Origin of the sequence: Streptomyces sp. NPDC093064, assembly GCF_044754605.1 — a bacterium.
Lineage (GTDB): Bacteria > Actinomycetota > Actinomycetes > Streptomycetales > Streptomycetaceae > Streptomyces.
Genome location: NZ_JBIVPK010000018.1, coordinates 17,233 through 44,152, shown reverse-complemented (window position 1 = coordinate 44,152; position 26,920 = coordinate 17,233). Strand labels below are relative to the sequence as shown.

Annotated in this window: 17 protein-coding genes and 4 pseudogenes; 8 read left to right on the top strand and 13 right to left on the bottom strand. The window is 69.0% G+C overall.

The genetic code is table 11. From position 1 onward, the window contains the following. Positions 1–97 precede the first annotated feature (97 nt). From ACIQFZ_RS22240 to ACIQFZ_RS22225, 4 genes are all read right to left on the bottom strand, one after another. Entirely contained in the window at positions 98–4,114 is a 4,017-nt protein-coding gene (locus ACIQFZ_RS22240) for a lipopolysaccharide biosynthesis protein (RefSeq protein WP_402691972.1), read from the bottom strand. A gap of 4 nt (positions 4,115–4,118) precedes the next feature. Then, on the bottom strand, positions 4,119–4,904 hold the full coding sequence (locus ACIQFZ_RS22235) for a polysaccharide deacetylase family protein (RefSeq protein ID WP_376653571.1): 786 nt from the start codon (positions 4,902–4,904) through the stop codon (positions 4,119–4,121). 160 nt (positions 4,905–5,064) lie between these two features. Continuing rightward, positions 5,065–6,066 carry a glycosyltransferase family 2 protein gene (locus ACIQFZ_RS22230; protein WP_402691971.1) on the bottom strand — a complete coding sequence of 334 codons (1,002 nt, stop codon included), beginning with the start codon at positions 6,064–6,066 and terminating at the stop codon, positions 5,065–5,067. Continuing rightward, complete coding sequence (locus ACIQFZ_RS22225) at positions 6,063–6,851, bottom strand: glycosyltransferase family 2 protein (protein ID WP_402692000.1); 789 nt, start codon at positions 6,849–6,851, stop codon at positions 6,063–6,065. Before ACIQFZ_RS22225 ends, ACIQFZ_RS22230 begins: the two co-directional genes overlap by 4 nt. Before the next feature lie 1,032 nt (positions 6,852–7,883). On the opposite strand from ACIQFZ_RS22225, the gene ACIQFZ_RS22220 reads away from it, so the two are divergent. Together ACIQFZ_RS22220 and ACIQFZ_RS22215 are read left to right on the top strand one after the other, a co-directional pair. Next, a complete protein-coding gene (locus tag ACIQFZ_RS22220; protein WP_402691970.1) occupies positions 7,884–9,068 on the top strand; it encodes an ATP-grasp domain-containing protein in 1,185 nt (394 codons plus the stop codon). A gap of 205 nt (positions 9,069–9,273) precedes the next feature. Continuing rightward, positions 9,274–9,687, top strand: coding sequence for a hypothetical protein (locus tag ACIQFZ_RS22215; protein ID WP_376653572.1), 414 nt, complete (start codon positions 9,274–9,276; stop codon positions 9,685–9,687). Between the two features lie 162 nt (positions 9,688–9,849). Here ACIQFZ_RS22215 and ACIQFZ_RS22210 read toward each other — a convergent pair whose 3' ends face one another. After that, on the bottom strand, positions 9,850–10,197 hold the full coding sequence (locus ACIQFZ_RS22210; protein WP_365432195.1) for a hypothetical protein: 348 nt from the start codon (positions 10,195–10,197) through the stop codon (positions 9,850–9,852). 491 nt (positions 10,198–10,688) lie between these two features. Here ACIQFZ_RS22210 and ACIQFZ_RS22205 point away from each other — a divergent pair, with 491 nt between their 5' ends. Further along, on the top strand, positions 10,689–11,711 hold the full coding sequence (locus ACIQFZ_RS22205) for a helix-turn-helix domain-containing protein (protein ID WP_383060780.1): 1,023 nt from the start codon (positions 10,689–10,691) through the stop codon (positions 11,709–11,711). Between the two features lie 349 nt (positions 11,712–12,060). After that, positions 12,061–15,450 carry a S8 family peptidase gene (locus ACIQFZ_RS22200; protein WP_402691969.1) on the top strand — a complete coding sequence of 1,130 codons (3,390 nt, stop codon included), beginning with the start codon at positions 12,061–12,063 and terminating at the stop codon, positions 15,448–15,450. A gap of 410 nt (positions 15,451–15,860) precedes the next feature. Here the strand turns inward: ACIQFZ_RS22200 and ACIQFZ_RS22195 are convergent, their stop codons facing one another. After that, positions 15,861–16,166 (bottom strand): alpha-amylase family glycosyl hydrolase, encoded by a 306-nt coding sequence (locus ACIQFZ_RS22195; RefSeq protein WP_383060783.1) that lies wholly within the window; start codon positions 16,164–16,166, stop codon positions 15,861–15,863. Positions 16,167–16,392: 226 nt separating this feature from the next. Here ACIQFZ_RS22195 and ACIQFZ_RS22190 point away from each other — a divergent pair, with 226 nt between their 5' ends. Both ACIQFZ_RS22190 and ACIQFZ_RS22185 read left to right on the top strand, forming a co-directional pair. Further along, positions 16,393–17,070: a DUF429 domain-containing protein gene (locus ACIQFZ_RS22190; RefSeq protein ID WP_383060785.1), complete on the top strand. Its 678-nt coding sequence runs from the start codon at positions 16,393–16,395 to the stop codon at positions 17,068–17,070. Between the two features lie 835 nt (positions 17,071–17,905). After that, positions 17,906–18,694, top strand: a pseudogene (locus ACIQFZ_RS22185) (peptidoglycan-binding protein); the annotation flags it as partial. 143 nt (positions 18,695–18,837) lie between these two features. Here the strand turns inward: ACIQFZ_RS22185 and ACIQFZ_RS22180 are convergent. After that, positions 18,838–19,374 carry a YcxB family protein gene (locus tag ACIQFZ_RS22180; protein ID WP_365427934.1) on the bottom strand — a complete coding sequence of 179 codons (537 nt, stop codon included), beginning with the start codon at positions 19,372–19,374 and terminating at the stop codon, positions 18,838–18,840. Between the two features lie 115 nt (positions 19,375–19,489). Beyond that, on the bottom strand, positions 19,490–20,650 hold the full coding sequence (locus ACIQFZ_RS22175; RefSeq protein ID WP_365427945.1) for a glycoside hydrolase family 3 N-terminal domain-containing protein: 1,161 nt from the start codon (positions 20,648–20,650) through the stop codon (positions 19,490–19,492). Positions 20,651–21,675: 1,025 nt separating this feature from the next. On the opposite strand from ACIQFZ_RS22175, the gene ACIQFZ_RS22170 reads away from it, so the two are divergent. Together ACIQFZ_RS22170 and ACIQFZ_RS22165 are read left to right on the top strand one after the other, a co-directional pair. Further along, positions 21,676–22,560, top strand: a complete 885-nt coding sequence (locus ACIQFZ_RS22170) for a hypothetical protein (protein ID WP_402691968.1) — start codon at positions 21,676–21,678, stop codon at positions 22,558–22,560. Positions 22,561–22,704: 144 nt separating this feature from the next. After that, complete coding sequence (locus ACIQFZ_RS22165; protein ID WP_383060789.1) at positions 22,705–22,941, top strand: hypothetical protein; 237 nt, start codon at positions 22,705–22,707, stop codon at positions 22,939–22,941. 164 nt (positions 22,942–23,105) lie between these two features. Here ACIQFZ_RS22165 and ACIQFZ_RS22160 read toward each other — a convergent pair. The 5 genes and pseudogenes from ACIQFZ_RS22160 to ACIQFZ_RS22140 all read right to left on the bottom strand — a co-directional run. Further along, positions 23,106–23,234: pseudogene (locus ACIQFZ_RS22160) on the bottom strand (site-specific integrase); the annotation flags it as partial. Then, on the bottom strand, positions 23,234–23,422 hold the full coding sequence (locus tag ACIQFZ_RS22155; protein ID WP_365436851.1) for a helix-turn-helix domain-containing protein: 189 nt from the start codon (positions 23,420–23,422) through the stop codon (positions 23,234–23,236). The gene ACIQFZ_RS22155 and the pseudogene ACIQFZ_RS22160, both read right to left, overlap by 1 nt. After that, positions 23,419–24,562, bottom strand: a pseudogene (gene repSA, locus ACIQFZ_RS22150) (replication initiator protein RepSA); the annotation flags it as partial. The gene ACIQFZ_RS22155 and the pseudogene repSA, both read right to left, overlap by 4 nt. Positions 24,563–24,664: 102 nt before the next feature. Beyond that, positions 24,665–25,861 (bottom strand): annotated as a pseudogene (locus ACIQFZ_RS22145) (FtsK/SpoIIIE domain-containing protein); the annotation flags it as partial. A gap of 130 nt (positions 25,862–25,991) precedes the next feature. Then, positions 25,992–26,657, bottom strand: coding sequence for a transposase (locus ACIQFZ_RS22140; RefSeq protein ID WP_402691967.1), 666 nt, complete (start codon positions 26,655–26,657; stop codon positions 25,992–25,994). Positions 26,658–26,920 lie beyond the last annotated feature (263 nt).

Sequence of the window (26,920 nt, the reverse complement as noted above, 5' to 3'; positions counted from 1 at the left end):
TGTCGATGCATGTCGAGGCGGCCCGGTTCGAAGATCGGTTCAGGGAGCGGCCGCAGGGTGCCGCACTGTGCAGGGTCCGGTCAGGGCGATGCTGATGTCAAGCCAGGGTTGAGAACCGTTCCACCAGCGAGGCCACCAGTGCCATGAGCAGCGGCAGCGAGAAGAGGAAGCTGCTCTGCAGCCAGCGTTGCTGTCGCACACCGGGCGCCATCGCCACCCGTACGACCTCACGCACCGCCAGCAGGAGGATCAGCGCCACGGCCGCCAGCGCACCCACCACCGACCACGGCGTCCATGTCACCCGTGGGCCGTTCGGCCCCGGATCGGCGTTCGCCGGCTTGCCGTCCGTCTCCTTGCGCAGGGCATAGACCGTCGCGTCGTCGTTGGCGAAGACCCTTTTCAGCTCCTGGCGTTGGTCCAGGGTTCGGATGAGCCGGGTCTTCCAGGTCGCCGAGTAACCTGCGTTCAGTTCGAGAACGACCGCCTGGCTCTCGTTGATCATCAGATACGAGCGGGGGCCTGCGTCCTTGAGTGCCTTGACCAGGTGTGACACCACCATCGGATCGGTGGGCGCGAGGGTCGGGACGTAGTGCACCTTCTCCATGTCGCGCGCGCCCCATGGCAGGGCGGGCGTCACGTCGTGCGCCGTGTCTCTGCTCGTCCACAACAGACGCACCGTCGGATCGTCGCGGGTATACACGTAGTCCATCGCCGCGACCTCGCCGGTCCGCACACGTTCGAAGGACTCGTTGCCCCACCGCACCACCAGGAAGCCACCCATCAGCAACAAGCCCACCAGGAGCGCCGCCAGCGGGGCCGGCCTGACCCGGTCGCGGATCCGCTCCGCCGCGGTGACACTCGTGTGTGGGAACAGCGCAAGACCGGCGAGCAGCGCCGCGCCGGGCAGGGCGAACATGAAGACACGCAGCGCCATTTCGCCGCCGTAGGACTGCATGCCGAAGCCGAGGAACGGCGCGAACGCGAGCACTGGTAGCGACCGTTCGCGATATCCGGCCTTGCGCCGGCGCCACCAGCCCCAGCAGGCCATCGCCATGACACCGCCGGCGAGCACCAAGCGTGCGTACAACACGTGTTTGTGAGCCGAGCTGCCGCCGTTAATGCGTCCGGACACCGATGAGGACACATTGCTGCCGACGCCACCGAAACCGCCGAACAGCTCGTTGAAGTGGCCTGACCAGTACGGCTCGGCGACGAGGCCCACCCATACGGCGACCAGCACCGCGAACAGTATCGGAAGCCCGCGCAGTTCGCAGCGGCCGAGCAGTACAAGGGCGGTGAGGACGCCCAGCATCATGAAGGGCGTGAGTTGGTGGGCAGAGACGGTCGCCCCGAACAGGCCGATCACGACGAGCAGCACCACCGTGCGTTGGCGGCGGTCGGCGGGCTTGACCTCCACCTCGCCCGGGCGCAGCCCGGTCCCCAGCACGAGCGGCGGCTGGAACCACACCAGCAACATTGCGACGAAGACCAGATACAGCAGATAAGTGAAGCCCTGGGGGGAGAAGTAGTCCTGGCCGACCCAGTTGCCCATGACGAAGATCCAAGCGCCGGCCCACTTGGCGCGCCACCCTGCCCGGATGGAGCGCATCAGCAGGAACATCGGTGCCAGATAGAGGAGTTGCATGACGACCGGCCACCAGCGAATGACCTCGGTCATGTCTGTGACGCCGCATGCCTGGGCGACGAAGGCGGCCGCGGCGAAGAAGCCGGGCCAGCTCCAGCGTGCGTCCAGGTAGGGCAGGGCGGAGCCCGTCCTGTCGATGTATTCCAGGAAACCGAGGTGCTGCCAGGCCGTCGCGAACCGCGGCTCGGTCTCAATGACCGCGGGCAGCGCGTGCAGCGACACCACGGTGGCAAGAAGCGCGGCCGGCAGCAGAAGCCGGTGCTGCCGGTCCATCCACAACAGCGAGGCGAAGACGACGGTCAACAGGGCGGCGCCCAGCAGGGTGGGCTCGGGCAGGACAGATACCAGCCCGAGCCCGTCCATACGGTCAAGGTCGCGGTCGTGCAGGCCTAGCGCGGGCAGCCAGTACAACCCGAGCGCGGTGGCCAGCAGCACGGCCACCACGGTGCCGCCGGCCGTCACGCGGGCGTGCCCGGCGCTGTGCGGGAATGGATCCAGCGACGCATCGCCCCGGGCCTGCTCGCCCTTCTTCGCATGCCGGCCCTTCTTTGCCCCGCGGACCTGCTCGCCCTTCCTCGCATGCCGGCCCTTCTTCGCCCGGCCGACCTGCCGAGTCCGCCGGGCCTTTGGGGTGCACCCGGCCTGCGGGATTCTCCCGGACTGCCGAGGCTGCGGGGGTTCCTTCGCACAGGAAGGCCCCTCCGCCGCAGGAACACTCCCTGGTCCCGGCGCCCCCGTTCCCTCCTCCCCGCCCCCCGGCTTGTCGAGGGGCGGGGACGCCGCATGCGGTGCGTTCCGCGGCCCGGGCAGCGTGAGGGAAGGGCCGGTGGCCCGCGTCGGCCGGTGGTCTGCGGCGTCCCTGTCCCGCCGCGGACCGTCGGGCGAGGGCGTCCTGGAAGCAGGCGTGCCGGATCTCGGCTGGACCTCCGGTCTGCTTTCCAGGTGGTCAGCGTCGGGCCGGACACGGAGCGTCAGGGTGGTCGAGTCGAGGGAGGTGCGCAGCGCCCGGGCTGGTCCGCGGTGCGTCATCCCCTCACGGGGCCGCGTCGCCGCGTCGGCGGTGCCCAGGTCGGCCAGTTCCCCGTCCAACGCCGCGGAAACGGTTGCGGAGGGGCTGGCCCGGACGATCCGGTAGAGGCCGGGCGTCGCGATGGCCACGATCACCGAGAGGCTGGAGACCTCCGCAACACCCGCACCGGTCAAGCCCATTCGGGGAAGCAGCAGCAGCGTCAGCCCCAGCACCAGCACACACAGCAAACCCTGAAGATAGGCAAGTCCGGAGGTGCGGCTCTGCGCGCGCAGCGCCGCGAAGTAGATCTCCATGACGACCCGCAGCAGCGCGCCGACCGCGAACCAGCGAAGCAGCGGGGTCGCCGCGTCCGCGTACCCCCCGCCGAACATACCCAGGATGACCGGCGCGCCGAGGAACAGTCCCCCGCACACCGGCAGCATGATCCGCACCATCCGGCGCAGCGCCGCCCGGGTGTTCGCCGCGAGCCGCGCCGGGTCGTGCGAGCCCTCGACGGTCAGGGACGCGCCCATGTTGATGGCGAGCACATTGACCGTGCTGCTGATGGTCAAGGCGATGTAGCAGTACGCGTTGTCGGCCGAGCTCACTTGGGCGGCGACGATCACTGGGACCAGGCTGACCACGGCGAGCGAGAACAGCGAGCCGGTGCAGTCGCCGGCCAGGAACCGGCCGATCTCGCGCAGCGTCGGCGGCTGGGTCCGGCCCTGCGTCGCCTTCATGTGCTGCGGCACAAGACGCCGGAGCACCAGCCAGCCGAGCGGCACCGTGGACGCGGCGATGGATGCCACCCACGACACGAAGACGCCGGTCGCGGGGAGGGCCACCGCCAGGGCGACCAGCAGCCCCAGCTTCACCGTGGAGAACACAGTGTTGCCGACCGGCACCCACAGCGCTCTGCGCAGCCCCATCAGCACAGCGTCCTGCAGCGTAAGCAGCGACCAGGCGACCACGGCGGCGATGAAGCCGAGGCCGCTGAGGAGGCCGTGCAGGAAGTGGTACGAGGGGCCCCATACGTCGAGCGTCAGCAGGAAAGCGCCTGCGGCCAGCGCCACGACCACCGAACTGGCCACGTAGGTACGGAAGATCAGACGGCTCGCCGTGCGGCCCGCCACCGGAAGGAAGCGGGCCAGCGCGCCCATGAGGGTTACCGCGGTGAGCCCCGCGAGGAGCTTCATCGCTGCGATCGCCGCGGAGCCCTGGCCGACCGCGTCCTCCGTGTAGTAGCGCGCGGCGGCAAGCCAGAAGCCGAGGCCCAGCACCGCGCTGATCCCGGTGTTGAGCATCAGCGCATAGGCGTTGCGGAGCAGTTGGTTGCCGCCGCCAGAACCCCCGCCCCGTTCGAGCGGACGCAGCTTCCGGCTGGTTGTCGGCTGCGGCTCGGCCGTGGGGGCCACGAAGGGATCGGAGAAATCAGTCCGAGCGGTGGTCGCGTCAGACACGGGTTCAGGTTGCCTTCCGGTAAATCTTTCGGGCTCTGCGGACCACGGCGTACCCCTTCGTGAGGGCACGGTCCCGGGCGAACGTACGGGCGATGGCCTGACCGTGGGCAAGCCGTGCGAACTCATCGATCGTGGTGGTGAGGCGAACGGTCACGCGCCGCAGTGCGTACGGTCCCTGACGGCGCTGCGCCAGGGCATTGCCGACCGCGAGGGACTGCGCGAACCCGGCCTCGCGCACTGCGCGGCGCACCCTGCGGCTCGAATACCCGTACGGGTACGCGAACGAGGCGGGCCGCGTGCCGAGCTCGGCGGCCACGATCTCCTTGCAGCGCAGCAGCTCCCACCCAAGCGCCTCGTCCCCGAGCTGGTCCAGCTGCGGGTGCGTATGGCTGTGCCCCCCGACCTCCACCCCGGAGTCGGCGAGTGCGCGCACCTGGTCCCAGTCGAGCATGCTGTCGAGGCCGCCGCCTGTGTCGTGGGCGCCGCGGATCCAGCCGGTCGAGACGAACAGCGTGGAAACGAAGCCGTGTTGGGCGAGCACGGGCAGGGCGTGCTGGTGCACGCCCTCGTAGCCGTCGTCGAAGGTGATCAAGACTGGGCTCCGCGGCAGCGGCCGCGAGGACCGCCAGGCGGCGACGAGTTGCGCTGTGGTGAGCGGCGTGAACCCGCCGTCCCCGAGCAGCGCCATCTGCTCGGCGAACGCCTCGGGTGCCACGGACAGGGCGCGGGTGGCGAGGTTCGGCGTGTGCGCGACGGAGTGGTACATGAGGATGGGCACGGGTAGGTTCATGCGGCAGCGGCTTTGTGTGGGATACGAGGTGCGGCCCCACGGCCGGGCCTGGCGGGCCGACGGCGCGAGCAGGCCCGGATGGGGCGTTCGAGCGTGGCGCCGGGGACCTGATCCCGTGCGGACACGAGCCACAGTCGGCTGGAAGCGCGTCTGACCCTGCTCATGCTGCCCCTTTGCTGTCCGGGCTCTCCCCGGCCGCCGCGACGCGGAACGCGACGCCGCCCCTGCGCGCACGGAAGCTGCCGACCACATATCCGCCGACCGCCGAGGCAACCCCGGCGACGATCGCTCCCGCCTGGCCCGCGCCGCCGGGGCGGGCCAGCAGGGCGTCACGTAGTCCGCGGGCGACCCCGGCGGGCAGCACCCGGGTGGTGTAGCGGCGCTCCGACTCGAGTCCCTTGTCGGTGCCGACGCTTCGGGTCACGAGGGCCTTGGACAGGCCCTCGGCGTAGGTACGGGTGCAGAAGTACGCGAAGTGCTCGCGGGGTTCGGGCACGCGGTGGTGGATCACGGCGCGATCGTCGATCAGCAGGATCGCGCCGGGTCTGGCCCGGGTGAGGCGGATGCACAGTTCCGTCTCCTCGCAGCCCAGCGGCCGCTTGTCGCCGTCGCGGCCGATGCCGGTGGCGAAGCCGCCCGCCGCGTCGAACGCCGTGCGGCGGAAGGAGGCGTTGCCGCCGAGGACGTTGCGCACCCGCGCCCGGCCGGGCGGCAGCCCCTTGTATGTGCAGCCCACCACCCAGTCGAACTCCTCCGGGAACCAGGCCGGGCGGCGGCCTGACGCCCAGCTCGGCATCGTGCGGCCGCCGACGGCCATGACGCGCGGGTCCTTGTACCCCTCGGCGAAGTGCCTCAGCCAGTCGCGCTCGGCCACGGCGTCGTCGTCGAGGAAGGCGATGATCTCGCCGTGCGAGGCGGCGATCCCGGTGTTGCGTCCCGCGGACAGGCCGCGGGGGCCCGCGTTGGCGAGCACGCGGACCTCCGCGACCTCCTTGTACTCACCGGTCAACCGTTCCAGCAGGATCTCGTTGTGGTCCACGACCAGCAGCGTCTCGCGTGCCGGGCGGGACTGCGCCCGCACCGAGGCGACCGCCGCGAGGATGTCCTCCCAGCGGTCCTCGGTGTAGACGCAGATCACCACGGAGATGTCCGCGTTGCTCAAGACATCTCTCCCCGACCCGTATTGAGCGCCACCATGCGCGGGCGCCGGCGCAACGCACGCCGGTTGGAGCGCTCCTTGAGGATCACCTTCAGCACCCGGAATCCGTCGTGCACCGCGCGCAGGTTGCTCGCGCCGTGGATACGGAGGTATTCGTGGCTGGGGATCTCCTGCACCTTGAGCCCCGCCTTGACCACCCGGATGTTCATGAGGGTCTCGACCTCGAAGCCCGTGCAGTCGAGGTCGATCTCGTCGAGGCAGTGCCGCCAGAACGCGTTGTATCCGTAGCACAGGTCGGTGTAGCGGGCGCCGAACTTGGCGTTGACGATCGCGCACAGGACCCGGTTGCCCAGTTTGCGGATCGGCGTCATGTCGGAGGTGCCGCCACCGTTGGCGAACCGCGAGCCCTTCGCGAAATCGGCGCCGGACACCAGGGCGGAGACGTAGCTGACGATCTCCTGGCCGTCCGCCGAGCCGTCGGCGTCGACCATGACGATGATGTCGCCCGTGCAGGCCTCGAAACCGGTGATCAGGGCGTCGCCCTTGCCCTTGCCCTGCTGTCCGACGACCTTCACGCCGGGCCACATCTCCCGCGCGACCTCCACGGTGTTGTCGGTGGAGTTGCCGTCGACCAGGACCACTTCATGAATCCAGTCGGGAAGGGTCTTGAAGACGTAGGGGAGATTCTCCGCCTCGTTCATGGCGGGAATCACCACACTCACCGGCGGCGCGATCGCGAGGTGGGAAGAGATCGGATGATACTGTCCCGGAATTGGTGCGTTCGCGATCTCAGGAGTCTTGCCACCTGAGGGTGGCGGCTTGGGCGGCACTTGGCCCGGTGCCGTCAGGCGAACATCAGAACTCACGATACCGTCCTCTCTTCCGATGAACCGCCCACGCGTGGGCGGTTCGGCTCCTCGTCCAGTTCGCGCATGCCGAGCATGGCGGTTCCTTACGTGAAGGGCATGGGCGGGCAGAATCGGATCCCGAGAGCGTCCATTCGCTCCGGACGATCCGTCCAGTGGCTCTGGACGATAGTGGGGCGGGTGGTTCCCGGCAGGGCGACTCGCGGAGGTCGCTTCTCAATTTCTCAAGCCGTAGATGGTGAACAAACATTCGGCGAGTATTCGCAGTGTGATGGCCGCTGGTGACGCCCAGCGAACGGGATTGTGTGGCGGCGTGGTTGGATCTTGCGGTGGCGGATCCTGAGTCGCTGCCGCGGGAGGAACTCGTCGTACTCACCCAGGCGTCAGGACGCGCAGAGGCGCGGCCGGGCAAGTGCTTGAGTCCGTCGGGGGTGGTGTCCCCGGTCTGCTCGGCGATCGTCCAGCCATTCGAAGTCAGCCGATCACGGGGCTGACGCCTGACGCGATTGCTGAACTCGTAGTGGAGCCCCACCCGTTGTGGCGCGAACGACACCAGGCTCACCAGTCGATCAGCGATCCGCAGGCCGCGAACGCCAGTCGCACGTCGTCCGCGGCTACTTCGGCGCCCGGCACGTTCGCCGCATCTTCGAATAGACCGCTTTGGGTTTCTGATCAACAAGTCACTGACGTACGGTCGTCGGCGTGTCTGAACGCCACGATTGGTAAATCTTCCTGAAGAATCTGGCTCAAGTCCTCGGATTTGCCTCGAACATGCCTGGAGGAACGTATGCGACACCGGAAGCGACGCCCGTGACAGCCGACGTATCTGCGCGACCTCTCAGGTTCCTTTCAGGTCGTGGTCCGGGCAGGTGGGCCGTGAATGCCCGGAGCATCGGGGGGAAGTCCGTGGTGGGGTCCGGGTTTGCGATCGACCCTGCCGTACCGGGGTTGATCGTGAAGATCGGGAACTATCCGCTGCACCATGGCGGGGTGGGAGCGATCCGCAGCCTGGGGAGGCTCGGGGTTCCCATGTACGCCATCACCGAGGACCGCTGCACGCCCGCCGCAGCATCCCGCTACCTGAGCGGGCGGTTCGTCTGGCCGACCACCGGGCAGGAGCCGGCGGAGCGGTTGGTCGAGGGGCTGCGCAGGATCGGCCGCAGGATCGGGCGCCCCACGGTGCTGATCCCGTCCGACGAGGAGGCGGCCGTGCTCGTCTCCGAGCACGCCGACGAGTTGGCCGAGGTCTTCCTCTTCCCGCGTGTGGAGGATCCGGGCCTGATCCGGCGGCTGGCCAGCAAGCAGGGGCTGCACGAGCTGTGCGTGCAGTACGGGGTGCCCTCACCGCAGGCGGCCTTCCCCGACTCGTACGAGGACATCGAGGAGTTCGCCGCTGGCGCATGCTTCCCGATCGTCGCCAAGAACCGGGAAGCATTCGAGCGGCGCCGTACCCCGGCCGTGCCGGGCACCAGGCGGATCGAGGGGCCGCGAGAGCTGCTCGAGCTCGCGCGCGGCTGGGGGTCCAAGCCCGGGGTGATCCTGCAGGAGTACCTGCCCCGGGAGGAGGCAGAGGACTGGATCGTGCACGCGTACTTCGGCGCGGGCGCGGCCGAGCCAGTGATCTTCACCGGGGTCAAGGTCCGCTCCTGGCCACCGCACGCCGGGATGACGGCCTGCGCGTATGTCGTCGCCAATCCCGAACTCGCAGTACTCGCATCACAGTTCTGCAAGAGCGTCGGCTTCCAGGGCATCGCCGACCTCGACTGGCGCTACGACCGCCGGGACGGCCGCTACAAACTGCTGGACTTCAACCCGCGCATGGGTGCCCAATTCCGGCTCTTTGAGTCGGCGGCCGGGATCGATGTCGTACGTGCCCAGCATCTCGACCTCACCGGGCGCGAGATCCCGCGCTCCGGGCAACGGGAGGGCCGCCGCTTCGTCGTCGAAAACATCGACCTGCCCGCGCTCCTCGCCTACCGCCGCAGCGGCTACACCACGCCGCACGCACCCGCCCGCGCCAGCGGCACCGAACTGGCCTGGCTGGCGGCGGACGATCTCAAGCCGTTCGTCACCATGCTCGCCCGCTTCGTGCGGCCGGGAGCCAAGCACCTGCTGCAGATGTACCGGTCACGACGTTGAACCACGGCGGGGCGGGCCCCCTTATGGCGACGCCCGTAGCCGGTGTCGGAGCCGGCCCCTACGGCCTCTACATCGGCGGCAGGGATATGGCAGCCTTTCAAGTCATTTAGAAGAACGCTTCTCGCATTCCTTCCGCGTTTTGACGGTCCCGGGAGACTGCGCGACATAGAAGTCCGGCATCGGGCACTTCGAGGACAAATCGCAAATGCGAACCACCGGCATCAAGCCACCGGCACCAGACACCCGGCGGGTCTGGCAACCTTGGGGGAGAGACCTGCTGCTCGCAGGCGCGACCGCCGCCGGAGGGGTAGGTGCGGTTCTTGCGTTCACCGACGTGAACTCGCCGCAGCGTGGCCCGTTCATGCTTTTCTTCCTCCTCGCGACACCGACAGCCGCCATCGGAGCCGCCCTGCACGGCCTGGAACCGGCCAGCCGCCTCGTGGTGGCCCTGGCAGGGGCGTTCGCGGTCAACCTCCTCGTGGCCCAGGCGATGCTCGCCGCGCACAGGTGGTCTCCCCGGGGCGGGGTCGCAGCCGTCGCCGCACTGAGCCTGCTCATTTTCCTGCTGGTACTGGTACAGCGGCTGCGCAGCCGTACAGCGAGAAGGCGGGCCTCATGACGCGGACATCAGCAGCTATTCACCACCCCTCGCACAGTGGATTTTCGACCGGCGGAGCAGGGCCGCCGACGTGTGGATACCCACGGGAGCCGTATGACTCAAGTTCAGCGTCACGAGTGTAAGCACCCTTGCGCCACGACGACCGTATCGTCAATGGTCAACTCACCCCTCGGACACCATCGCGTGGGACCTCGGCCTTATGGCCGGGGTCCTTGTTGCGTGTTCATAGGTGATGTCGATTCCGAGGGCCTCGTGGATCGGGCCATTCTTCCCGGCGCCGACTGCGTGGATGCGCTGTGCGATTTTTCTGAGACTTTCAGTAATCCCGCGGAGCTGCTTGGCGGTGAGTGGCGTTTTCTGGGTGAAGGCGGGGAGCGTGTCCAGCTTCTTCTGCGCCGTCTGCTTGTCTCGGTGTGCGTCGTTGATCCACTGGATGACGACGGCGGGGTCGGCGCCGGCGTCGAGGGCGGTCTGGTGGCGGGCGAGTCGGCGCTCGGAGTCCTTGATCACCCGGTCCACTGGTCCAGGGACCCGGCACACGACGTCCTCCCGCAGGTATACGGTCCGTGGATGATCCAGCCTGGGGTGGAGCGCTGGGTGGTGACGATCGCCTCGTGAGCGGCTTCGTTGGACCACACCCACTGGTCGGCCGGGTTGGGCCAGCTCGACACGGGTGCCGCTGATGTCGGCCACTGGGCATTCCGTCACATCACGGACGAGAACGATCGAATCTGCCGCCAGGCCCGGCCGGACCGTCCCCGTCAGTGAGCCCAACTCACTGCCGAGCAAGCGGTCACGGCGACGCAGAGCGCGCGGAAGGTCCGTTGCGAGGTGCCTCCCCCCGGGAGGCCGTCTGCGGGGTGTCCCGGGAGGAGTGCTGCAGGGGCGTACATCCAATGGTGACACCACGACAGCGGGTTAGGGTTCGACCGAGGGAAATCCGCTCCGTCCATGCGAGCGGCGCCAGGGCCGGACATGGTGTTCGCCCGAGGAGGAGCTGGATGCTGCAGGCACTGGGACTGGGGCCGGCCGAAGAGGTCATCTACACGGCGCTGCTGGCCCGACCGGCAGCCTCGCAGGAACTCGCCCGGCAGACCGGACTCGAGCAGGCCGAAACCGCCCGCATCCTGCTTGACCTGGAGACACGAGGCCTGGTGGCGGTCGCCACCGAAGCCGAGAGGGGGGCATCTGACTCGGCTGACTGTGAGGCCGGCCTCCAGCCCGCCCGCTACCGGCTCACACCGCCCTCGGTGGCCCTGGCCCCGTTCCTGGTCGAGCAGCGCAATGCGCTGCACCAGGCCGAGAGCGCGTTTTCGATGCTCGTCGAGCAGTACCGCAGTACCGCTGTGCACTCCGCGGGCGGTGTCGTGGAGGTCGTCGTAGGCGTGGAGCAGGTTGCCCACCGGTTCCATCAACTGGAGCGGGGGGCCCAGCGGGAGCTGCTCGTATTCCTCGTCGGCGCGCCGGTCGCGGTGCCGCGCGATGACGCCGACATGTCGGAGAGTTTCGCGCTGGATCGCGGAGTCGATTTCCGGGTCGTGGCGGCCAAGGACTACCTGGATGGTCCCGATGTAGCGAGGGATGTGCGGGCAGCCATCACGGCAGGCGTCGAGCTCCGCCTGGTCGACTCGCTGCCGCTGAAGATGGTTGTCTCGGACCGGGAGCGCGCCATGGTGCCACTGGACATGGACTCCGGCGGTGAGCCGAGCGCGATCGTGGTGCACCGCAGCGGCCTGCTGACGGCCCTGGTCCATCTCTTCGAAAAGGAATGGGCCGAGGCCCGGCCGCTGCACACCACCAACACGGGTGTGCACGCGGAGCCGACAGTTGATCAGCAGCCGACCGAGGGCGAGCTGGAAGTGCTCTCCTTGCTGCTGGCAGGATTCTCCGACCGGCGGGTGGCCTCCCAACTCGACCTCTCCATACGCACCGTGGAGCGGAGGACACGCCGTCTGATGGACCTTGCCGGAGCGGATTCGCGCCTGCAACTCGGGTGGCACGCGGCCCGAGCCGGCTGGCTTTGACCTCCTCGGCCCGAGGGCCGAGGAGCCTTCGTCCGTTGGTGGTCACCCTGCGAGGGGTGTCGCCAACTCCTGGCGGGTTCCAGCTTCACCGCCGGCGGGCCTGTGGTCCGAGCCTGAATGCGCTCGCGCCCTCGTCGGCGAGATCATCCGGGCGAACGTCGGGTCGGCCGGGCGTATCCCCACCGCCCAGGTCCGAAGCCTCACCGAGCCGACGAGCCACATGATGTGACCGCGTGACGGACATCCGTCATGCGGGAAACCCGCCACGCGCGCCATCCCCACGCAATTCGCCTGTCTGCCAGGCTGCAGCCGCAGCATGGCATGTTCACGGAGTCAAGTAGGGAGATTCATGCGCCTCATAACGCGTATGGCCTTGGGCTCGGCGACCGCCGGCGTCCTGGCCGTCACCGCGGTCGCGCCTTCCGGGGCGGTGGATACGCCGCCTGACGGGGCCTCGGGGAAGAGACCCGTCGTCGGCAGCGGGGCGGCAGCAACGGGCGGCAAGCAGGTGACGGTCACGCTCGTCACCGGCGACAAGGTACTGGTGACCACGGACAGGTCGGGCCGTAGTTCGGCGGCGGTGCTGCCCCGCGAGGACGGTACGCAACCGATGGCCCAGACCTATCAGATGGGCAAGGACCTCTACGTCTACCCGGAGGACGCCTCCCAGGCGATCGCCGAGGGCAAGGTCGACGAGCAGTTGTTCAACGTCACTGGGCTCATCCGCCAGGGATACGACGACGCACACACCGACACGCTGCCGCTCATCGCGACCTACCAGAACAGTGTGAACGTTGCGGCCAGTGCGCCGGCGGCTCCTCGCGGGGCCGAGCGGGGCCTGAGCCTCCCGGCTGTGGACGGCGTCGCGCTCAGGGCAGGCAAGGACACTGCCGCCACCTTCTGGCAGGACATCACCAACACCCGTTCACGTTCCGGCTCCACGGTGAAGAAGCTGTGGCTGGACGGCAAGGTCAAGGCCACGCTGGACCGGTCCACCGCGCAGGTGCACGCGCCGGAGGCCTGGGCGGCCGGCTTCGACGGCAAGGGCACCAAGGTCGCCGTGCTGGACACCGGGGTGGACGCCGAGCACCCCGACCTGGTGAACCGGATCGCAGCGTCCCAGAACTTCACGGACTCCAAGACCACCGACGACCGGCAGGGCCACGGCACCCACACCGCCTCTACGGTCGGCGGGTTCGGAGCGGCCAGTGAAGGCCGCAAGAAGGGGGTCGCCCCCGGTAGCTCCCTGCTCATCGGCAAGGTCCTCAACGACCAAGGCTACGGCCTGGATTCTTGGATCATCGCGGGTATGCAGTGGGCCGTCGACCAGCAGGCCGACGTCGTCTCCATGAGCCTGGGCAACCCCACGATCGGCGACTGCACCGACCCGATGGCCCAGGCCACGAAGCAGCTCTCGCAGAACACCCACACCCTGTTCGTCGTCGCCGCCGGCAACGCCGGCTCGAACACCGAGGCCGTCTCCTCGCCCGGCTGCGTGCCCGGCGTGCTGACCGTCGGTGCCGTCGACCGCGACGACACCACCGCATGGTTCTCCAGCCGCGGTCCCGTGGCCGTCACCCACACCCTCAAGCCCGAGATCGCCGCCCCCGGCGTCGGCATCTCGGCGGCCAACGCAGGCGGCCGCGGCATGTACGCCTATCGGACGATGTCCGGCACCTCCATGGCCACCCCGCATGTCGCGGGCGCCGCGGCCGTCGTGCGCCAGGCCCACCCGGACTGGACCGCGCAGCAGATCAAGGCCGCCCTGGTCTCGTCGGCCCGCACCGGTGGCAAGGTCGCCGGCGCCGACCAGACCGGCGGCGGGGTCCTCGATGTGTTCGGCGCGGTGAACCAGAAGGTGCTCTCCGCGCCCGCCGTCCAGGCCGGCAGCTACAACTGGCCGCAGAATGCCTCGGACCGCACCACCGTGCAGGTGCCCTTCACCAACACCAGTGGCAGCGACCTCACCCTGGACCTCAAGGTCAGCGGCGTGCACGGCAACGACGGCAGCGATGTCCCCTCCGGCATCGTCAAGTTGGACGAGGGCAAGGTGAAGGTCCCCGCGGGGGCCACCGCTCAGGTGCCGCTGCGGATCGATCCCACCGTCCCTCTGAAGGACGCCCAGTACGGTGCGATCACCGGCCGGATCCTGGCCACCGGCGGCGATGTGCACGTCTCCGTGCCCGTCACGCTCTACGTCCAGCCGGAGACGGTCACCCTCCGGGTCGAGGCCATCGACCGCAACGGCAAGCCCGCGACCGGCACCTCCTCCCTGGACCTCGTCAGCCTCGACATCAACAAGGGCGAGCGCCGCAGCAACTCGGGTGCTAGCGACCAGACGTACCGGGTGCGACCGGGCAACTACGCCCTCAGCAGCTTCGTGGCGACGTACGACGCGAACAAGGCAGCCGAATCGGTCAGCTACCTCGCGCACCCGCAGCTTCGGATCACCCGTGACACCACCGTCGTCCTCGACGCCCGCAAGGCCCACCGGCTGAGCCTGCACACCGACCGCCCCTCGACGGTGAACAACACCACGTTCAGCTACGCCCGCACGTGGGACGACACCTGGCAGATCTCTGGATCGGTCACGGCCGCCAACACCGTCCAGAAGTTCTACGCGGACGTCGAGGGACGTGCCAAGAACGGCACCTTCGAGTTCCGGCCCACCTGGCGTGCGACCGGCTCCGAGAACGGCTCGTCCTACGTCTACAACCTGTCGTTCCCGACCCAGGGCCCGCTGCAGTCCGACCAGGTCTACAAGCCCAAGGACTCCGAGCTGGCCCAGGTCACCGAGACGTGGAAGGCCATGGGCAAGGAGGGCGACTACATCGACGCGATGTTCATCCGCCCCTCCTGGAGCGGCAACGCCTACGTCCCCGTGAGCCCGTTCGGCACGGTCCATGTGCCCGGTACCCGCACGGCCTACTACACGACCGGCGACGGCGCCTGGTACCACGGCGCGATGACCAGCTTCCCGTTCGCCGCGTTCATGAGCGACCACGAGCGCACCTACCAGGCCGGACAGCGGAGCGCCGAGGAGTGGTACGGCGGCCCCCTGCGGCCGGCCGCGGCACGCGACGCCGACGGCAAGCTGATGCTGGCAGCCGAGCGGCAGGGCGACCTGATCGGCATCCAGACCGCACTCTGGCTCGACGGTTCCGGGGACCACTGGTCCTCCGGTGGGTCGTTCGGCGACCTCGGCAACCTGAGGCTGAAGCGCAACGGTGAGCAGATCGCCACCAGCGCCTGGCCGGACGGAGTGTTCAGGGTGCCGGACGAGGACTCTGCGTACGAGCTCACGCAGAACCTGGAGAAGATTCCGACCTCGGACCGGAACTGGCTGCGCTCCACCGCCGTCACCACCACCTGGAGCTTCCGCTCCCACCGGGAGCCGGACGTCTACTCGCGCGGCCTGCCGATCCTCTTCCCGGCGTACGACATGCCGGTGGACGGCCTGAACACCCTGCCCGCGCAGAGCGGTATCAGGGTGGGGCTGTCGGTCGAGGGCCACGCGGGGTACACCCCGGGCGCGATCAAGGAAGCCTCGCTGTCCTACTCCTACGACGACGGCACCACCTGGATCCAGGCGCCGACCGAGCAGCAGGACGGCAAGTGGACGGCCGTCCTCGACCACACCGGCGCCTCCGGCAAGCAGATCACGATGAAGGCCACCTTCACCGACGCCAACGGCAACGCGGTCACCCAGACCATCAAGCGCGCCTACGACGTGCGGTAACCACACAGTCCGGCCGGGCGGTCTCCCACCACAGGGAGGCCCGCCCGGCCGGTCATGCGATCCGGAGCGGCGATCGGAGTGGGGTGGGGGTGCGACGTGCAGCCCGAGCCCAGGGCTGAAGCTTCCCCATGTGTGCCATCGATTACGGCCGTGTCCTGCGGGACACGGCGGCCGTCGAGCGGTGCGCTGGACAGCAGCACGTCGACGTTGTCGCCCAGGGGCAGCGGCTTCGCGCCGAAGTTCACCACGCATCGCAGGCCTGCGCCGCGTTCGAAGCCGAACCACTCGCGGTTGTCGGGACCGTCGAGCTTCAGCGTGGCGTCGGAGGCCGGGTGGTCTCGCCGCGGCCGCAGCCGCAGCGCGGTACAGCGCCGGCATGGAGTTCCGGTCGTCGCCCTGCACCGTCGCGCTTACGTAGCGTGCCAGCCGTTTGTGGTCGTAGATGCCGGCGTGGCCACCATCACTCGTTCGCCTGGGGACACCGCCCCGGGAGGCGCGGGATGGCGGTCCAGCAGGTCGCGCCAATCGCGGAACAGAGGGTGCAGTTCCTCCTCGTCGTAGTAGGACGTCAGGTGGTTGCGGTAGATGTCCTGGTGTTGGCCCGAGCCGGCGTCGGGCAGGCCTTCCGCCTTGAACAGGGTGTGGGCGACTTCGACCTGGAAGCCGTCGACGCCACGGTCCAGCCAATGCTTGAGGACGCGCTCGAAGTCGGCCACGACCTCGGGGTCGTGCCAGTTCGGATCCGGCTGCTCCGGTGCAAACTAGGCCCATGGGTGTGCAGGTAACGGCAGGGGAGTCCCGTGCCGCGGTCGGGACGGGACCGTCGCTGGTCTGGCCGGTTGGACGGTGCTGTCAGCGTGTTCCACCTGTCACAGTTGCCGTCCCGTCTGCTGCCGACAGTGGACGGGCCAGTACCTTTCGGTCCGAGTGTCTGGGGATGGGATGGACGTCCTGGGAATCGACGCCTGCGGTAAGCGGGGGTGGGTGGGTATCCGGCTCACGGACGGCGCGTACGCGGGAAGTCTGGTGGCGGTATCCCTCGATACGCTGATCGAGCGTGCCGGTGCGGTCGCGGCGATCGCGGTGGACATGCCGCTGGGTCTTGGCGAGAAGGGCTGGCGTGCCGCTGATCTCGCGGCCAAGGCGCTGCTGGGAACGCGACGCAGCAGCGTTTTCCTCATCGCGCCAAGGCCCGCATGGCAGGAGATTGATTATCCGGCAGCCGCAAACCGGTGCCAGGAGCTCACCGGGAGTCGGCTGAGCCGGCAGGCGTGGGCGCTGGCACCGAAACTTCTAGAGGCTCGGGCGTGCTGGCTTGCCGATGAGCGCATTCACGAGGTGCACCCCGAGGTGTCCTTCTATGCCTTGGCCGGCGGGGTGCCACTGGCGTACGCCAAGAAGACCTGGCGCGGTCAAAACCTACGCCGCGCACTTCTGGCCGAGGCGGGACTCGTGCTCCCGGACGAACTCGGAGAGGCCGATCGGGTCGCCGTGGACGATGTACTCGACGCCGCTGCCGCCGCCTGGTCGGCGCACCGGATCGCGCTCGGGATCGCAGAGCGGGTTCCCATGGTGCCCGAGCCGGACGCGGAGGGCCGCCTCATCGAGATTCGATACTGAGTGATTCATCAAGTAACAGGTCGTGTGCACAGACCCTGACCCTCCGTTTGTGGCCAGGTCCCAATTCCGGAAAGTGTTCAGCGTCTCAGGTCGGACCCGGTGAAATGTGCAGCTCGAGTCATCCTTGCGCGACCACGACCGTATCGTTAGTGGTCAACTCCCCCCTCGGACGCCATCGTGCGGGACCTCGGCCTTACGGTCGGGGTCCTTGTTGCGTGTGGGTGTTCGTAGGTGATGGCGATGCCCGGGGCTTCGTAGAGTGGGCCCTTCGAGGGCTGCTTGGTAGTGGGCGCGTCGTCGCTCGCAGCCCTTGATCGTTTGGCGGGCCCGGGCCTGCCCGGTTTCCACCTCTGGGGGCGTGTTCGCCGCGGATCGAGGTTCCCGACCGTCTGCTCGTGGGAGCGAGGCCGGAGTAGGAGGCGTCTGCAAGGTCATCGCGGCCCGCACCAGGATCCGGGCGCGGGCGATCTTCCGCTTGCGAGGCGGCGGGACGGCCGGAGCAGCTCCCACAAGGGGCGCTTCGGCGGATGAGGGTGACGTCCAGACCCAGACCACGGTTTCGGCAGGCACCGGTAGGCAGTGCGATCGGCAACTCGTGGGCGGCGTTGGTCGGGGCGGTGCGGAACTGTAGGAGCCCGGGCGGCGGCTGTGGTGGGTGGCTGCGATGGACGTGGCGGTGCGGTCGTGGCTCAGGACGGAGACGCCGAGCGCGCGGAGGCCGGGTTCGCGTGTCACCCACCCCGTGCGTGCCTCCCCGCACCGTGGTGATCAAGTGACAGGAACTTGAGGGCGGGCCAATGGTGGCGGCTTCCGGCGCCCGGGGGGTGCGGCCCGTAGCAAGGGGCCCTGGGGCCCGATCAACGGCGTGATGATCCACCACACCGTCACCTCGGGCACCGAGAACTCCGTGAACATCTGCTACAACGGCTACTCCGGCCTGCCCGGCCCGCTGTGCCACGGCGTCATCGACAAGAAGGGCCACGTCCACCTCGTCGGCAACGGCCGCGCCAACCACGCCGGCCTCGGCGACAGCGACGTCCTGCGGGCCGTCGTCAACGAGACGAAGCTGCCGCCCGACAACGAGGCCGACACCGACGGCAACCGGCACTTCTACGGCTTCGAGTGCATCAACCTCGGCGACGGCAAGGACCCCTGGCCGGATGCGCAGAAGGACGCCATCGCGCGGGTCGCCGCCGCCATCTGCCGGCACTACGGCTGGAGCGAGCGCTCGGTGATCGGCCACAAGGAGTGGCAGCCGGGCAAGCAGGACCCGCGCGGCTTCACCATGGACTGGTTGCGCGGGCGCATCGCCGCCCGGCTGGCCGGAAAGGGCTCCGGGAAGCCGCAGGAGCCCAAGCCGGCGCCCAAGCCGTCGTACGCCCCCTTCCCGGGCAGCGGCTTCTTCCACAACGGGCAGAAGTCGCCACTGATCACGGCGATGGGCCGCCGGCTCGTCGCCGAGGGATGCAGCCACTACGAGAAGGGGCCCGGCCCCGAGTGGACCGAGGCCGACCGCAAGTCCTACGTGGCCTGGCAGCGCAAGCTGGGCTTCAAGGGCAAGGACGCCGACGGCATCCCGGGCAAGTTCAGCTGGGACAAGCTGAAGGTGCCGTCGGACGGCTGAGAGCGCCGGTCCGAAGGACCGCCGGCCCGCTCGGCGGAAGGGAACGCACCCGGGCGGGGCCATCGGCCCCGCCCGACGTTCGTCGTTGAAGGGTTGTGCGAGTCTGCCGGGTTTCCGTCCCGCGTGGCTGTAAGGGCCCCCGGTCAGGCGTGTCGACAATGCTCCGCAACCAGCCGGCGACAGACCGGAACCAGTGACGGATCCGCGAAGCCCCGTTTGGGCAAGGAAAAAGCCGGCTCACCCGAGGCGTCCAGCAGAATGAACTGGCGCTCAGTTTCCACGAACGCGCCAAACGCATCCCATGCGTAGGAACAGGCTGTCTCGCTCGTGCGCACCGTCAGTCCATCCTCCGTGACCGTCGCCTCATGTACCTGTTTCGCCTCCTCGGAACGGCTCCCCACCTTCTCTGCCCCGCGGCGCATACCCCAACGGGTAGAGAGGATGAGCAGGGTTCGGGTGTACTTCACGAACAGTCCTGCGCACAGGAACATGATCAGGAAGGTGGCCGGCGGCTTTTCCGGGACACATATCTCAATCACTCCGAACAGCATCATGACCAGCAGACTCGAAGCCGCATTGCGCACGGCCCGGTTCCGCGAACGCCGCAGCCGGGGCGACGTGGCAGATGCTTCCGCCAGATCTCCAGGCTCTGGCATATACGTGAGCGTGAACGCCTGCAACGACCTCTCCCCGCTGATCCAGATGTATGGCGCATCATAGGATCACGCGGCTTGACGCCCGGGGGGCATGGTCCTTCCACAGCGGCGTGCCTGAGCGCCCATGACGGGCTCGCGCTCAGGAGCAGAGATTCACGTGCCGGACGGCCAGGACGTGTCCCGCCGCGTCGATGAGGCGACTGCGGGCGAGATGGCCGCCGGCCACCGCATTGGTGATCGCCGAGGCGATCGAGGACGTTTGGGAGCTGGTATTGCCCCCCAGGTCGAACATGACCATGTCGGCACCGGAGCGCAGGGCCTGGACGGCCGCGGCGGGGACGCTGAAGCCTGCGGCGGAGATCGACTTGGCGCTGAGCGAGTCGGTGACCACCAGCCCCTTGAAGCCCAGCTTGCCGCGCAGCTCGTAGCTGATGACGGTGGGTGACAGGCTCGCCGGATTGGTGGCCAAGCCCGGCACGATGTTGTTGGAGACCATGATCGCCGGGGCACCAGCCTTGATGGCCGCTGTGAACGGTGGGATGCCCACCTTTTGCAAGGTGGACCAGGGCAGGGTGCGGGCGGGGCCGAAGTCGGAGTTGTAGCTGGAGTTGCCAAGGCCCGGGAAGTGCTTGACGACAGGTATCACGTGTCCGGCGCGCAACCCGTTCATGTACGCGACACCGTCCTTGGAGACCACCGAGGTGCTGCCGCTGAAGGAGCGCCATCCGTCGGGGTTGGTCCGACTGGGAGCCACGTTCCTGCCGTCGACGTCGACCACCGGCGCGAGGTCCGTGTTCACCTGGGCGGCCGCCATCTTGGTGGCGACCTTCGTGACGTTCCGCTGGATCTGGGCTGGGGTCCAGTGCTTGCCCATGTACGCGGGCCAGGGCAGGGATCCGACGAGGTTCGCCATGCGCTGGATGCCGCCGCCCTCCTCGTCGGTCATCACCAACAGGCCCAGGTGGCCGGGTACATGGGACTTCAGGGCGGTCAGCCGGGAGCCGAGGTCGGACGGTGCCTTGCTGCCGAACAGCAGCACACCGCCGGCGCCGGCGCTCACCTCGGATGTGGCGTCGGACACCGACGTCTCCGACACCGGGACGGCGATGGTCAGCATGGCCAGCCGACGGTTCGACCAGCCGGCCAGCTTCGTGTTGTTGGTGCACGTGGCGGCGGTGAGGTCCGCAGCGAAGGGCGAAGGGGAGTGGGAAGGCGCGGCGGACGGGGCGAGGGACACGCCGGGGCCATTGAAGTGCGGGGCCGCCTTGGGGGCGCCCGTGCCACAGCCCGTCAGGAGCATGGCCGCCACGGCGGCAACGGCGCTCAGTCTGCGTGCGGTCGTGGCCCGGCAGGGGAGGCGTGGCGGTGCTGTCGCGCTTCTGCGGTCACGGTACGCCGGGAGAATCATCGCCCGGCCTCCTTTCGGAATGCGCGACGACACCTGTCGCGCGGAGGGCCGTATCGGCATGAGGCTGCTTTACGAAGAGTGAGATGCGCACCAGCCCGCATTTGTTCGCTGGTTCACGGTCGCAGTACCAGGATCTCGCGTCTCGGAGTCGGCCGGAAGTGGGTCGCAGCGCTGTTCAGGGTGGGACGGGTGTGGGGCGGGGACGCACTCGGGCCGGGAAACGGCAGGTCATGCAAGAGGTCGTGGGCTCAAGTCCCGCCCCCCGACACAGGTCAGAGGCCCATTCGTTTGAAATCCTGCCCACCTACGTCCCGTTCGGCGCGATCGTCCTGACCGTCTTCTGCGCCGTCGAGGGCAAGTCGGAGGCTGACGAGTACGGCCCGTAGAGGCTGATTCCCCCAGACGTCCCCCGACAACGCTCGGCCCTTGGGAAACCGCAGGTCACAGTGCGCGAACGGAGCCCGCTGGAAGTGGGCCGGCTGTACTTCGGGCCGTCCGGGGGTGACCAGAAGAGCCGTCCGCTGATCGTGTCGGAGACCCTTATGGCGCGCGGAGGGACGGGTGGGGCTCACGGTGCGACGCCGTTGGCACGACGGCGCGGAGGGGGAGGGTGGAAGGCGTCGTGGCGAGCGGGGACCGGCCGGTGTTGTGGGCTGAGGCGGCCAGGAGGGTGGGGGCGCGGTGGTGCCCGCCCTCACGTGGACCGCTTTGGAGTTGGTCGACAGGAAGTCCAAGGCGGACGCCGCCACGGCGACTGACAGGCCGCTTCCAGAACTTCAAATTCCCGTACAACCACCCCCACGCATCAGGGATCTGATCACGTGAGTCAAACAGACTCCATGATCACTTGGGCCCCGCGCCGAAGACGGACCGCGAGGAACGACCGGCGTCGGCCCCTTTCTCCACCTGGGGAACGCATGCGTATACGAGCCATTGCGGCCGCCGTCTCCGGCGCCCTGGCCCGCACCGCCCAACTGCTTCTCGTCCTCGCCCTGTTCGCCGCAGCGGGCGGGACCCTCACTGGCTGCGGCGCGGTGGCGGAGGTCCGTGCTCGTCAGGTCGCCGACGCCCGCGCTCGTGAGGTCGCCGACGCCTGGGACGGCTCCGAGGCCGCCCGGGTTTGGCGGAAGGGCTACCACCCGATCGGAGAGGCTGTCGACCTACCCGAAAACGCCTTCCACGACATATCCGACAAGCATGCCTACGAGGCCCAGAACTTCGCCCTGCGCGGCCAACTCCCCGCTGCGCCACGGAAGAACGGCCGGGTGAAGTGGGAGAGCGGGGGCTCGCTCACGCTGCCGCTGATGGAGGCGCGGCAGGCGTACGAGGCCGTGGCCGGCGGCGGCAACGACGGACCGCACTTGACCGTGACCGGGGTGAAGCTGGGTGAGATGACCCTGTCCACCAGCCGCGGCCCGGCGACCGTCCCGGCCTGGCTTTTCACCCTGGACGGCTACGACACTCCGCTCAAGCTGGCCGCCGTCCGTCCCTCGAAGTCTCTCAAGCCGCCGGTCAATCCGGAGGGGTCCGGCGACTCGTTGCAGCTGGTCGGGACCGCGAGGGACGGCCGGTCCGTCACGGTGCTCGCCGGCCACGGGTCCTGCGACGACGGTCCTGCCGTGGACGTGCTGGAGACGAGCGGGAGCGTGGTGCTGTCCGCTTCCGTCGTCGGGACGAAGGAGGGTCCCTGCACCGCGGACCTGCTGCTGGAGGAGGTGACGGTGAAGCTGAACCGGCCCCTCGGCGACCGTCTCCTGCTGGACGCGTTCACCGGCCGGCCGGTGCTGTACGAGCGGTCGTAGGGGGACTCATCGATCGATGCGGCAACCCATCGGACCGCACATGCGGCGTGCCCGCCATCACGTGGACCGCTTTGGAGTTGCTCGACAGGAAGTCCAGGATGGCTGCCTCCACGACGACTGACAGGCGCTCACAGAAACGTCCCGATGACCCACCTGCTGCCCGGCGTCCTCGGCGACTGCGTACCCTCTGGCACCTCTGCTGGGGACCGGGCCAGTGCCGCGCGTACGGACCCCGACGCGCTGACCGCCCTGCGCGACGGTCGCACGGCCATGATCCGTCTTGACGCCCGGCGCCACGGCCGGCCCGTCCCGATTGACGCCCTCCCGCCGGCCGCCGGCCCCGGCCGCCCGCAGCCGCTCACCGGCACTGGCGAACGCTAGGTGTACACCGGTAGAGACTCCGGCGAGACCGACATGAAGAGGCCCGGACGCCGAGTCCGGGCCTCTGGTCTGCCGTTTTACCCCGAAGAGGGTGCGAGCCCAACACCGCCGACGACGGTTGCTGCACCAGTCAGGCTGCCGAACCGGCCTCGGCGTCCGCAGGTGCCGTAGGCGAACTTGCGGGCACGGGTGCCGTCCGGCTGGAGCACGTAGACCGCGCACTGATAGCGACCGTCCTTGCACTTGGTGATCGTGCCCACCCCATTGGGGTTGCGCTTGCGCTGACTGCCCATCAGGCGCCCTCCTCGATCTCGCGGGCGATGAAGTCACTCAGGGCGTCAGCGGGAATGCGGCGGGAGCGGCCGACCGTGATGGAGAGCAGGCGGCGAGAACGGATCAGGTCGTAGACCGTGGAGCGTCCGAGCTTGAGCCGCGCCATGACTTCCGGCACGGTCAGCAGCTCAGGGGTGACGGTGGTCATGCTGCGGCTCCTTCCGAGGCGAGTTGGTCGCGTAGGGCTTCGTGGGCGGTTTCGCGGTTGAGTTGGAGGTCGCGGGCGATGGTGGCGGCGAGGGTGGATTCGCCGGGGGTGTGGCCGTGTCCGGCGTATTGCCAGTCGGCGAGGACGAGGACGGTGTCCGGCTCGGTGTCGTCCAGGCCGAGGGCTTCGTGTTCCTGGGCGGCGCGGTAGTCGGCGCGGGCCTGGCGGAGGGTGCCGAGGGTGGTGGAGTAGCGGCGGGACTTGGAGGAGAAGTGGCCGTGGAAGCCGAGCATGTGCGCCCAGGCCCACAGCCGTCGGTCGGGGTAGAGGGGGGTCGAGCCTCTTGCAGGCTTCGATCAGGCGGCGGGTGTGGTCGGGGACGCCGTGGCGGTCGAGTTCGGCGAGTTCGCCGATGCGGCGATCCAGGGTGCCGGTGTTCTCGGCGGCCTTGGTGGCGTACTTGGCGACGTAGGAGGCGACCGCCTGCTCGGTGATGGCGGAGCCGTCCCCGAACGCCTTGACCGGCCGCACGTCGAGCTGTCGGCCCCATCGGAAGGTGCGGACCGGTTGGTCTTTGGCGGCCGGGACGGAGACCGAGGTGTAGGAGTGCGCGGCGGCGGCGCGGATCGCGTCGGCGAGCAGGTCGACGGTGGCCCAGGACGGCGGTGGGGTGTCCGGGCCGTCGGGTCCGTCGAGGCGGATCACGGCATGGAAGTGCACAGCCCCGCGTTTCTGGAACTCGGCGACCTTGCCGTACGACAGCCGGGCCGATTCCTTCAGCTCCCGTTGGGTGATGCCGGCGCGGGCGGCGATCTCGCGGCGGAGCCGGTTGGTGAAGCGCTGCCAGAGCTGCCCGGCGTGGTTGTTGAACAGCACCGCGCCCGCGTAGTCGTACGTGCTCGGATCCAGGGCGGTGCCCAGTTCCGGGGCATCCGGGGCGTGGTGGGTGCCGCAGCGGCAGGCGCCGTGGTCGGGCCGGTTGTGGACCGGGCCGAACGAGGGCGCGGTGAGGGTGGCGAACACCCGCGGGTGGTCGCGGACGGTGGCGGGGATGTTGCGGCGGTCGTCTCCGGCCAGGCCCGCGCGGATGAGGTGGTAGGTGTCGCCCGCGTACGTCCAGGCGCAGGACGGGCAGCGGGTCGTGCAGGTGGGCGAAGGACAGGGCACCGGCGATGACGGCCTGTACCAGGACGGCATCCACACGCAGGGCTGAGCGGGGCATGGTGGCTTCTCCTTCCTGGCTCAGGCAGCGGCCGGGGCGGACTCGACGGCCGGGGCCGGAACCGGCTTGAGGGTGCCGAGGACGGGCCGGAACGACGCGAGGGCGGGCAGGGCCGGGGTCAGGTCGGCGTGCCGGTTGCAGGTGTTCACGGCCTGGCGCAGCGAGGTGTGCGGGGCGCGGATGCGGGCCCAGCCGCCGGTCGAGTCGCCGGTGATGGCGACGCCGGGGGTGTCGGTGGGGATCTGGATCGCGGCCAGCACAGCATCCGGGGCGATGTCGCCGAAGGCCATGTTCGCCGAGGCTTCGTCGTTGACCCGGTGCGCGGTCCGGCCGGTGAGCTGGGCGCGGAGCATGGTGATGCCCTTGCCGAGTTCGGAGCCGAAGCGCTGCCCGCAGACCTCCAGGTAGATGCCGGCGGCGCGGCCGAGCTGGGCGAGCCGCGCGAGTGCGGTGATGATCCGGTCCCGGCGCTTCTCCTCCTCCTTGCTGGCGAAGAGGGCGAGTTCGGCGACCTCGTCGACCAGGACCACGATCGGCACCGGCCGCAGGTCCTCGCGCAGGTCCCAGATGTCGGCAGCGATCTCCGCATCCGGCACGTCAGCGGTGATCCGCTGCTCAGCCCGGATGAGCTGATAGACGCCCTCCATGTGGGACACCAGCGCATCCAGGAGTTCCGCGGCGGTGTCGGGGTTGTCGGCGAGCGCGGAGAACCGGCGGGCCAGGGGGAACAGCTCCACCCCTTGCTTGCAGTCGATGCCGACCAGGGCGACCCGGTGCGGGGCGAGCGCGGCCACGAGGTTGCGCTGATAGACGGACTTGCCGGACTCCGTGGCACCGAGGGTGAGCGCGTGTGGCACGGCGCGGTAGTCGCGGTAGTGCACGGCTCCGTCCTCGCGCAGGGCGACCGGGACCCGCATCGGCCGGGTGTCGACCAACGTCGGCATCTGCACCCGCTTGAGCACGTCATAGCCGGTCATCCGCACCTCGACCACGCCGGAGCGCAGCTCACGGGAGGTGACGCCGTACAGGGCGAAGGAGTGCCGCAGCCGGTCACACGAGGCGGCCACGTCGAAGGCGTCCTGACCGGGGCGGAGCTTGAGCCGCAGCACCAGGCCGGTCCGGGTCGGCCGCACCCGCAGGATGCGCGGGGCACGAGGGCCGGGAACGGGCCGGTTGGTCATCCGCGCCATGGTGAGGCGCCAGCGGGGGGCCGGGACGTGGCGGGGGCGCCGTACCCGACTGCGAGTCCGCTGTGGTGTGCGTGGGGTGCTCCCATCCCGTCCACCGCCGACCCAGGCAGAGCCGAGCAGACGCGGCCCAGGGCGTCCAGGATGCTCCTATAGATCGTCAAGCGGCCTGTAGGCGGTTTGGCTGTGGGATATTCATGCTGGTCAGGTGCTTGTAGACCTCTCGCGCGATGAAGCGTTTGAGGCAGCGGAAGATGTCCTTCTTGGACATCCCTTCGGTAGTCCGTCGCGCGACGTAGAGCCGGGTGCGGGGGTCGTAGCGCATCCGCACGAGGGCGATCGTGTGGAGGGCATGGTTGGCCTGGCGGTCGCCGCCGCGGTTGAGGCGGTGGCGGTTGGTCCGGCCGGAACTGGCGGAGATGGGGGCTGCCCCGCAGAGGTGGGCGAAGGAAGCTTCGGACTTCAGCCGGTCGGGATTGTCACCTGCGGTGATCAGGAGTTGGGCGGCTGTCTCGGTGCCCACACCGATCAAATCCACCAGCCCGGGAGCCGCTTGCGCGACCAAGGGGTCGAGTTCGGCGTCGGCCTCGGCTATCTCCTCGGTGAGGTGCTGGTAGCGGCGGGCCAGACGCCGCAGTGCGGTTCGCACTGCGCAGGTCGGGTCGGCGAGGTCCGCGCCGGGGCGAGAACGGGCAAGCTGCGCAATCAACTGGTAGGTGGGCAGGCCGCGCAGGCGTTCCCGGACCTCGGCGGGGGCGGAGACGATGAGCGTGCGGATCTGGTTGATCGTCTGGGTGCGGGACTTGATGGCCGAGCGGCGGACCACTCGCAGGGACCGGATGGCCTCCATCATGAAACGAGACCGGCGGAACCACCTCGTTCAAGCCGCTTGACACACAGAGGCGCTATGAGGTCACAGGCGCTCGACCGGCCGCGTGCATAGCGGCACCGCCCAGCCGGCCGACGATTCCTGGAAAGGACAGCCCGAAGCGTCAATCGTTCGGTGAGTCAGGCCGCCGAGCGATGCCACGATCATCCTCACAGTCGTTCGTACAGTGGCGCGCTCCACCTGGACGCCCTGAACCACGC

Coding starts and splice junctions, on each gene's coding strand:
- ACIQFZ_RS22235 (WP_376653571.1), bottom strand. CDS start 4,904: ATGAACCTACCCGTGCCCATCCTCATGTACCACTCCGTCGCGCACACG.
- ACIQFZ_RS22215 (WP_376653572.1), top strand. CDS start 9,274: ATGCGAACCACCGGCATCAAGCCACCGGCACCAGACACCCGGCGGGTC.
- ACIQFZ_RS22205 (WP_383060780.1), top strand. CDS start 10,689: ATGCTGCAGGCACTGGGACTGGGGCCGGCCGAAGAGGTCATCTACACG.
- ACIQFZ_RS22200 (WP_402691969.1), top strand. CDS start 12,061: ATGCGCCTCATAACGCGTATGGCCTTGGGCTCGGCGACCGCCGGCGTC.
- ACIQFZ_RS22190 (WP_383060785.1), top strand. CDS start 16,393: ATGGACGTCCTGGGAATCGACGCCTGCGGTAAGCGGGGGTGGGTGGGT.
- ACIQFZ_RS22175 (WP_365427945.1), bottom strand. CDS start 20,650: ATGCTCCTGACGGGCTGTGGCACGGGCGCCCCCAAGGCGGCCCCGCAC.
- ACIQFZ_RS22170 (WP_402691968.1), top strand. CDS start 21,676: ATGCGTATACGAGCCATTGCGGCCGCCGTCTCCGGCGCCCTGGCCCGC.
- ACIQFZ_RS22165 (WP_383060789.1), top strand. CDS start 22,705: ATGACCCACCTGCTGCCCGGCGTCCTCGGCGACTGCGTACCCTCTGGC.
- ACIQFZ_RS22155 (WP_365436851.1), bottom strand. CDS start 23,422: ATGACCACCGTCACCCCTGAGCTGCTGACCGTGCCGGAAGTCATGGCG.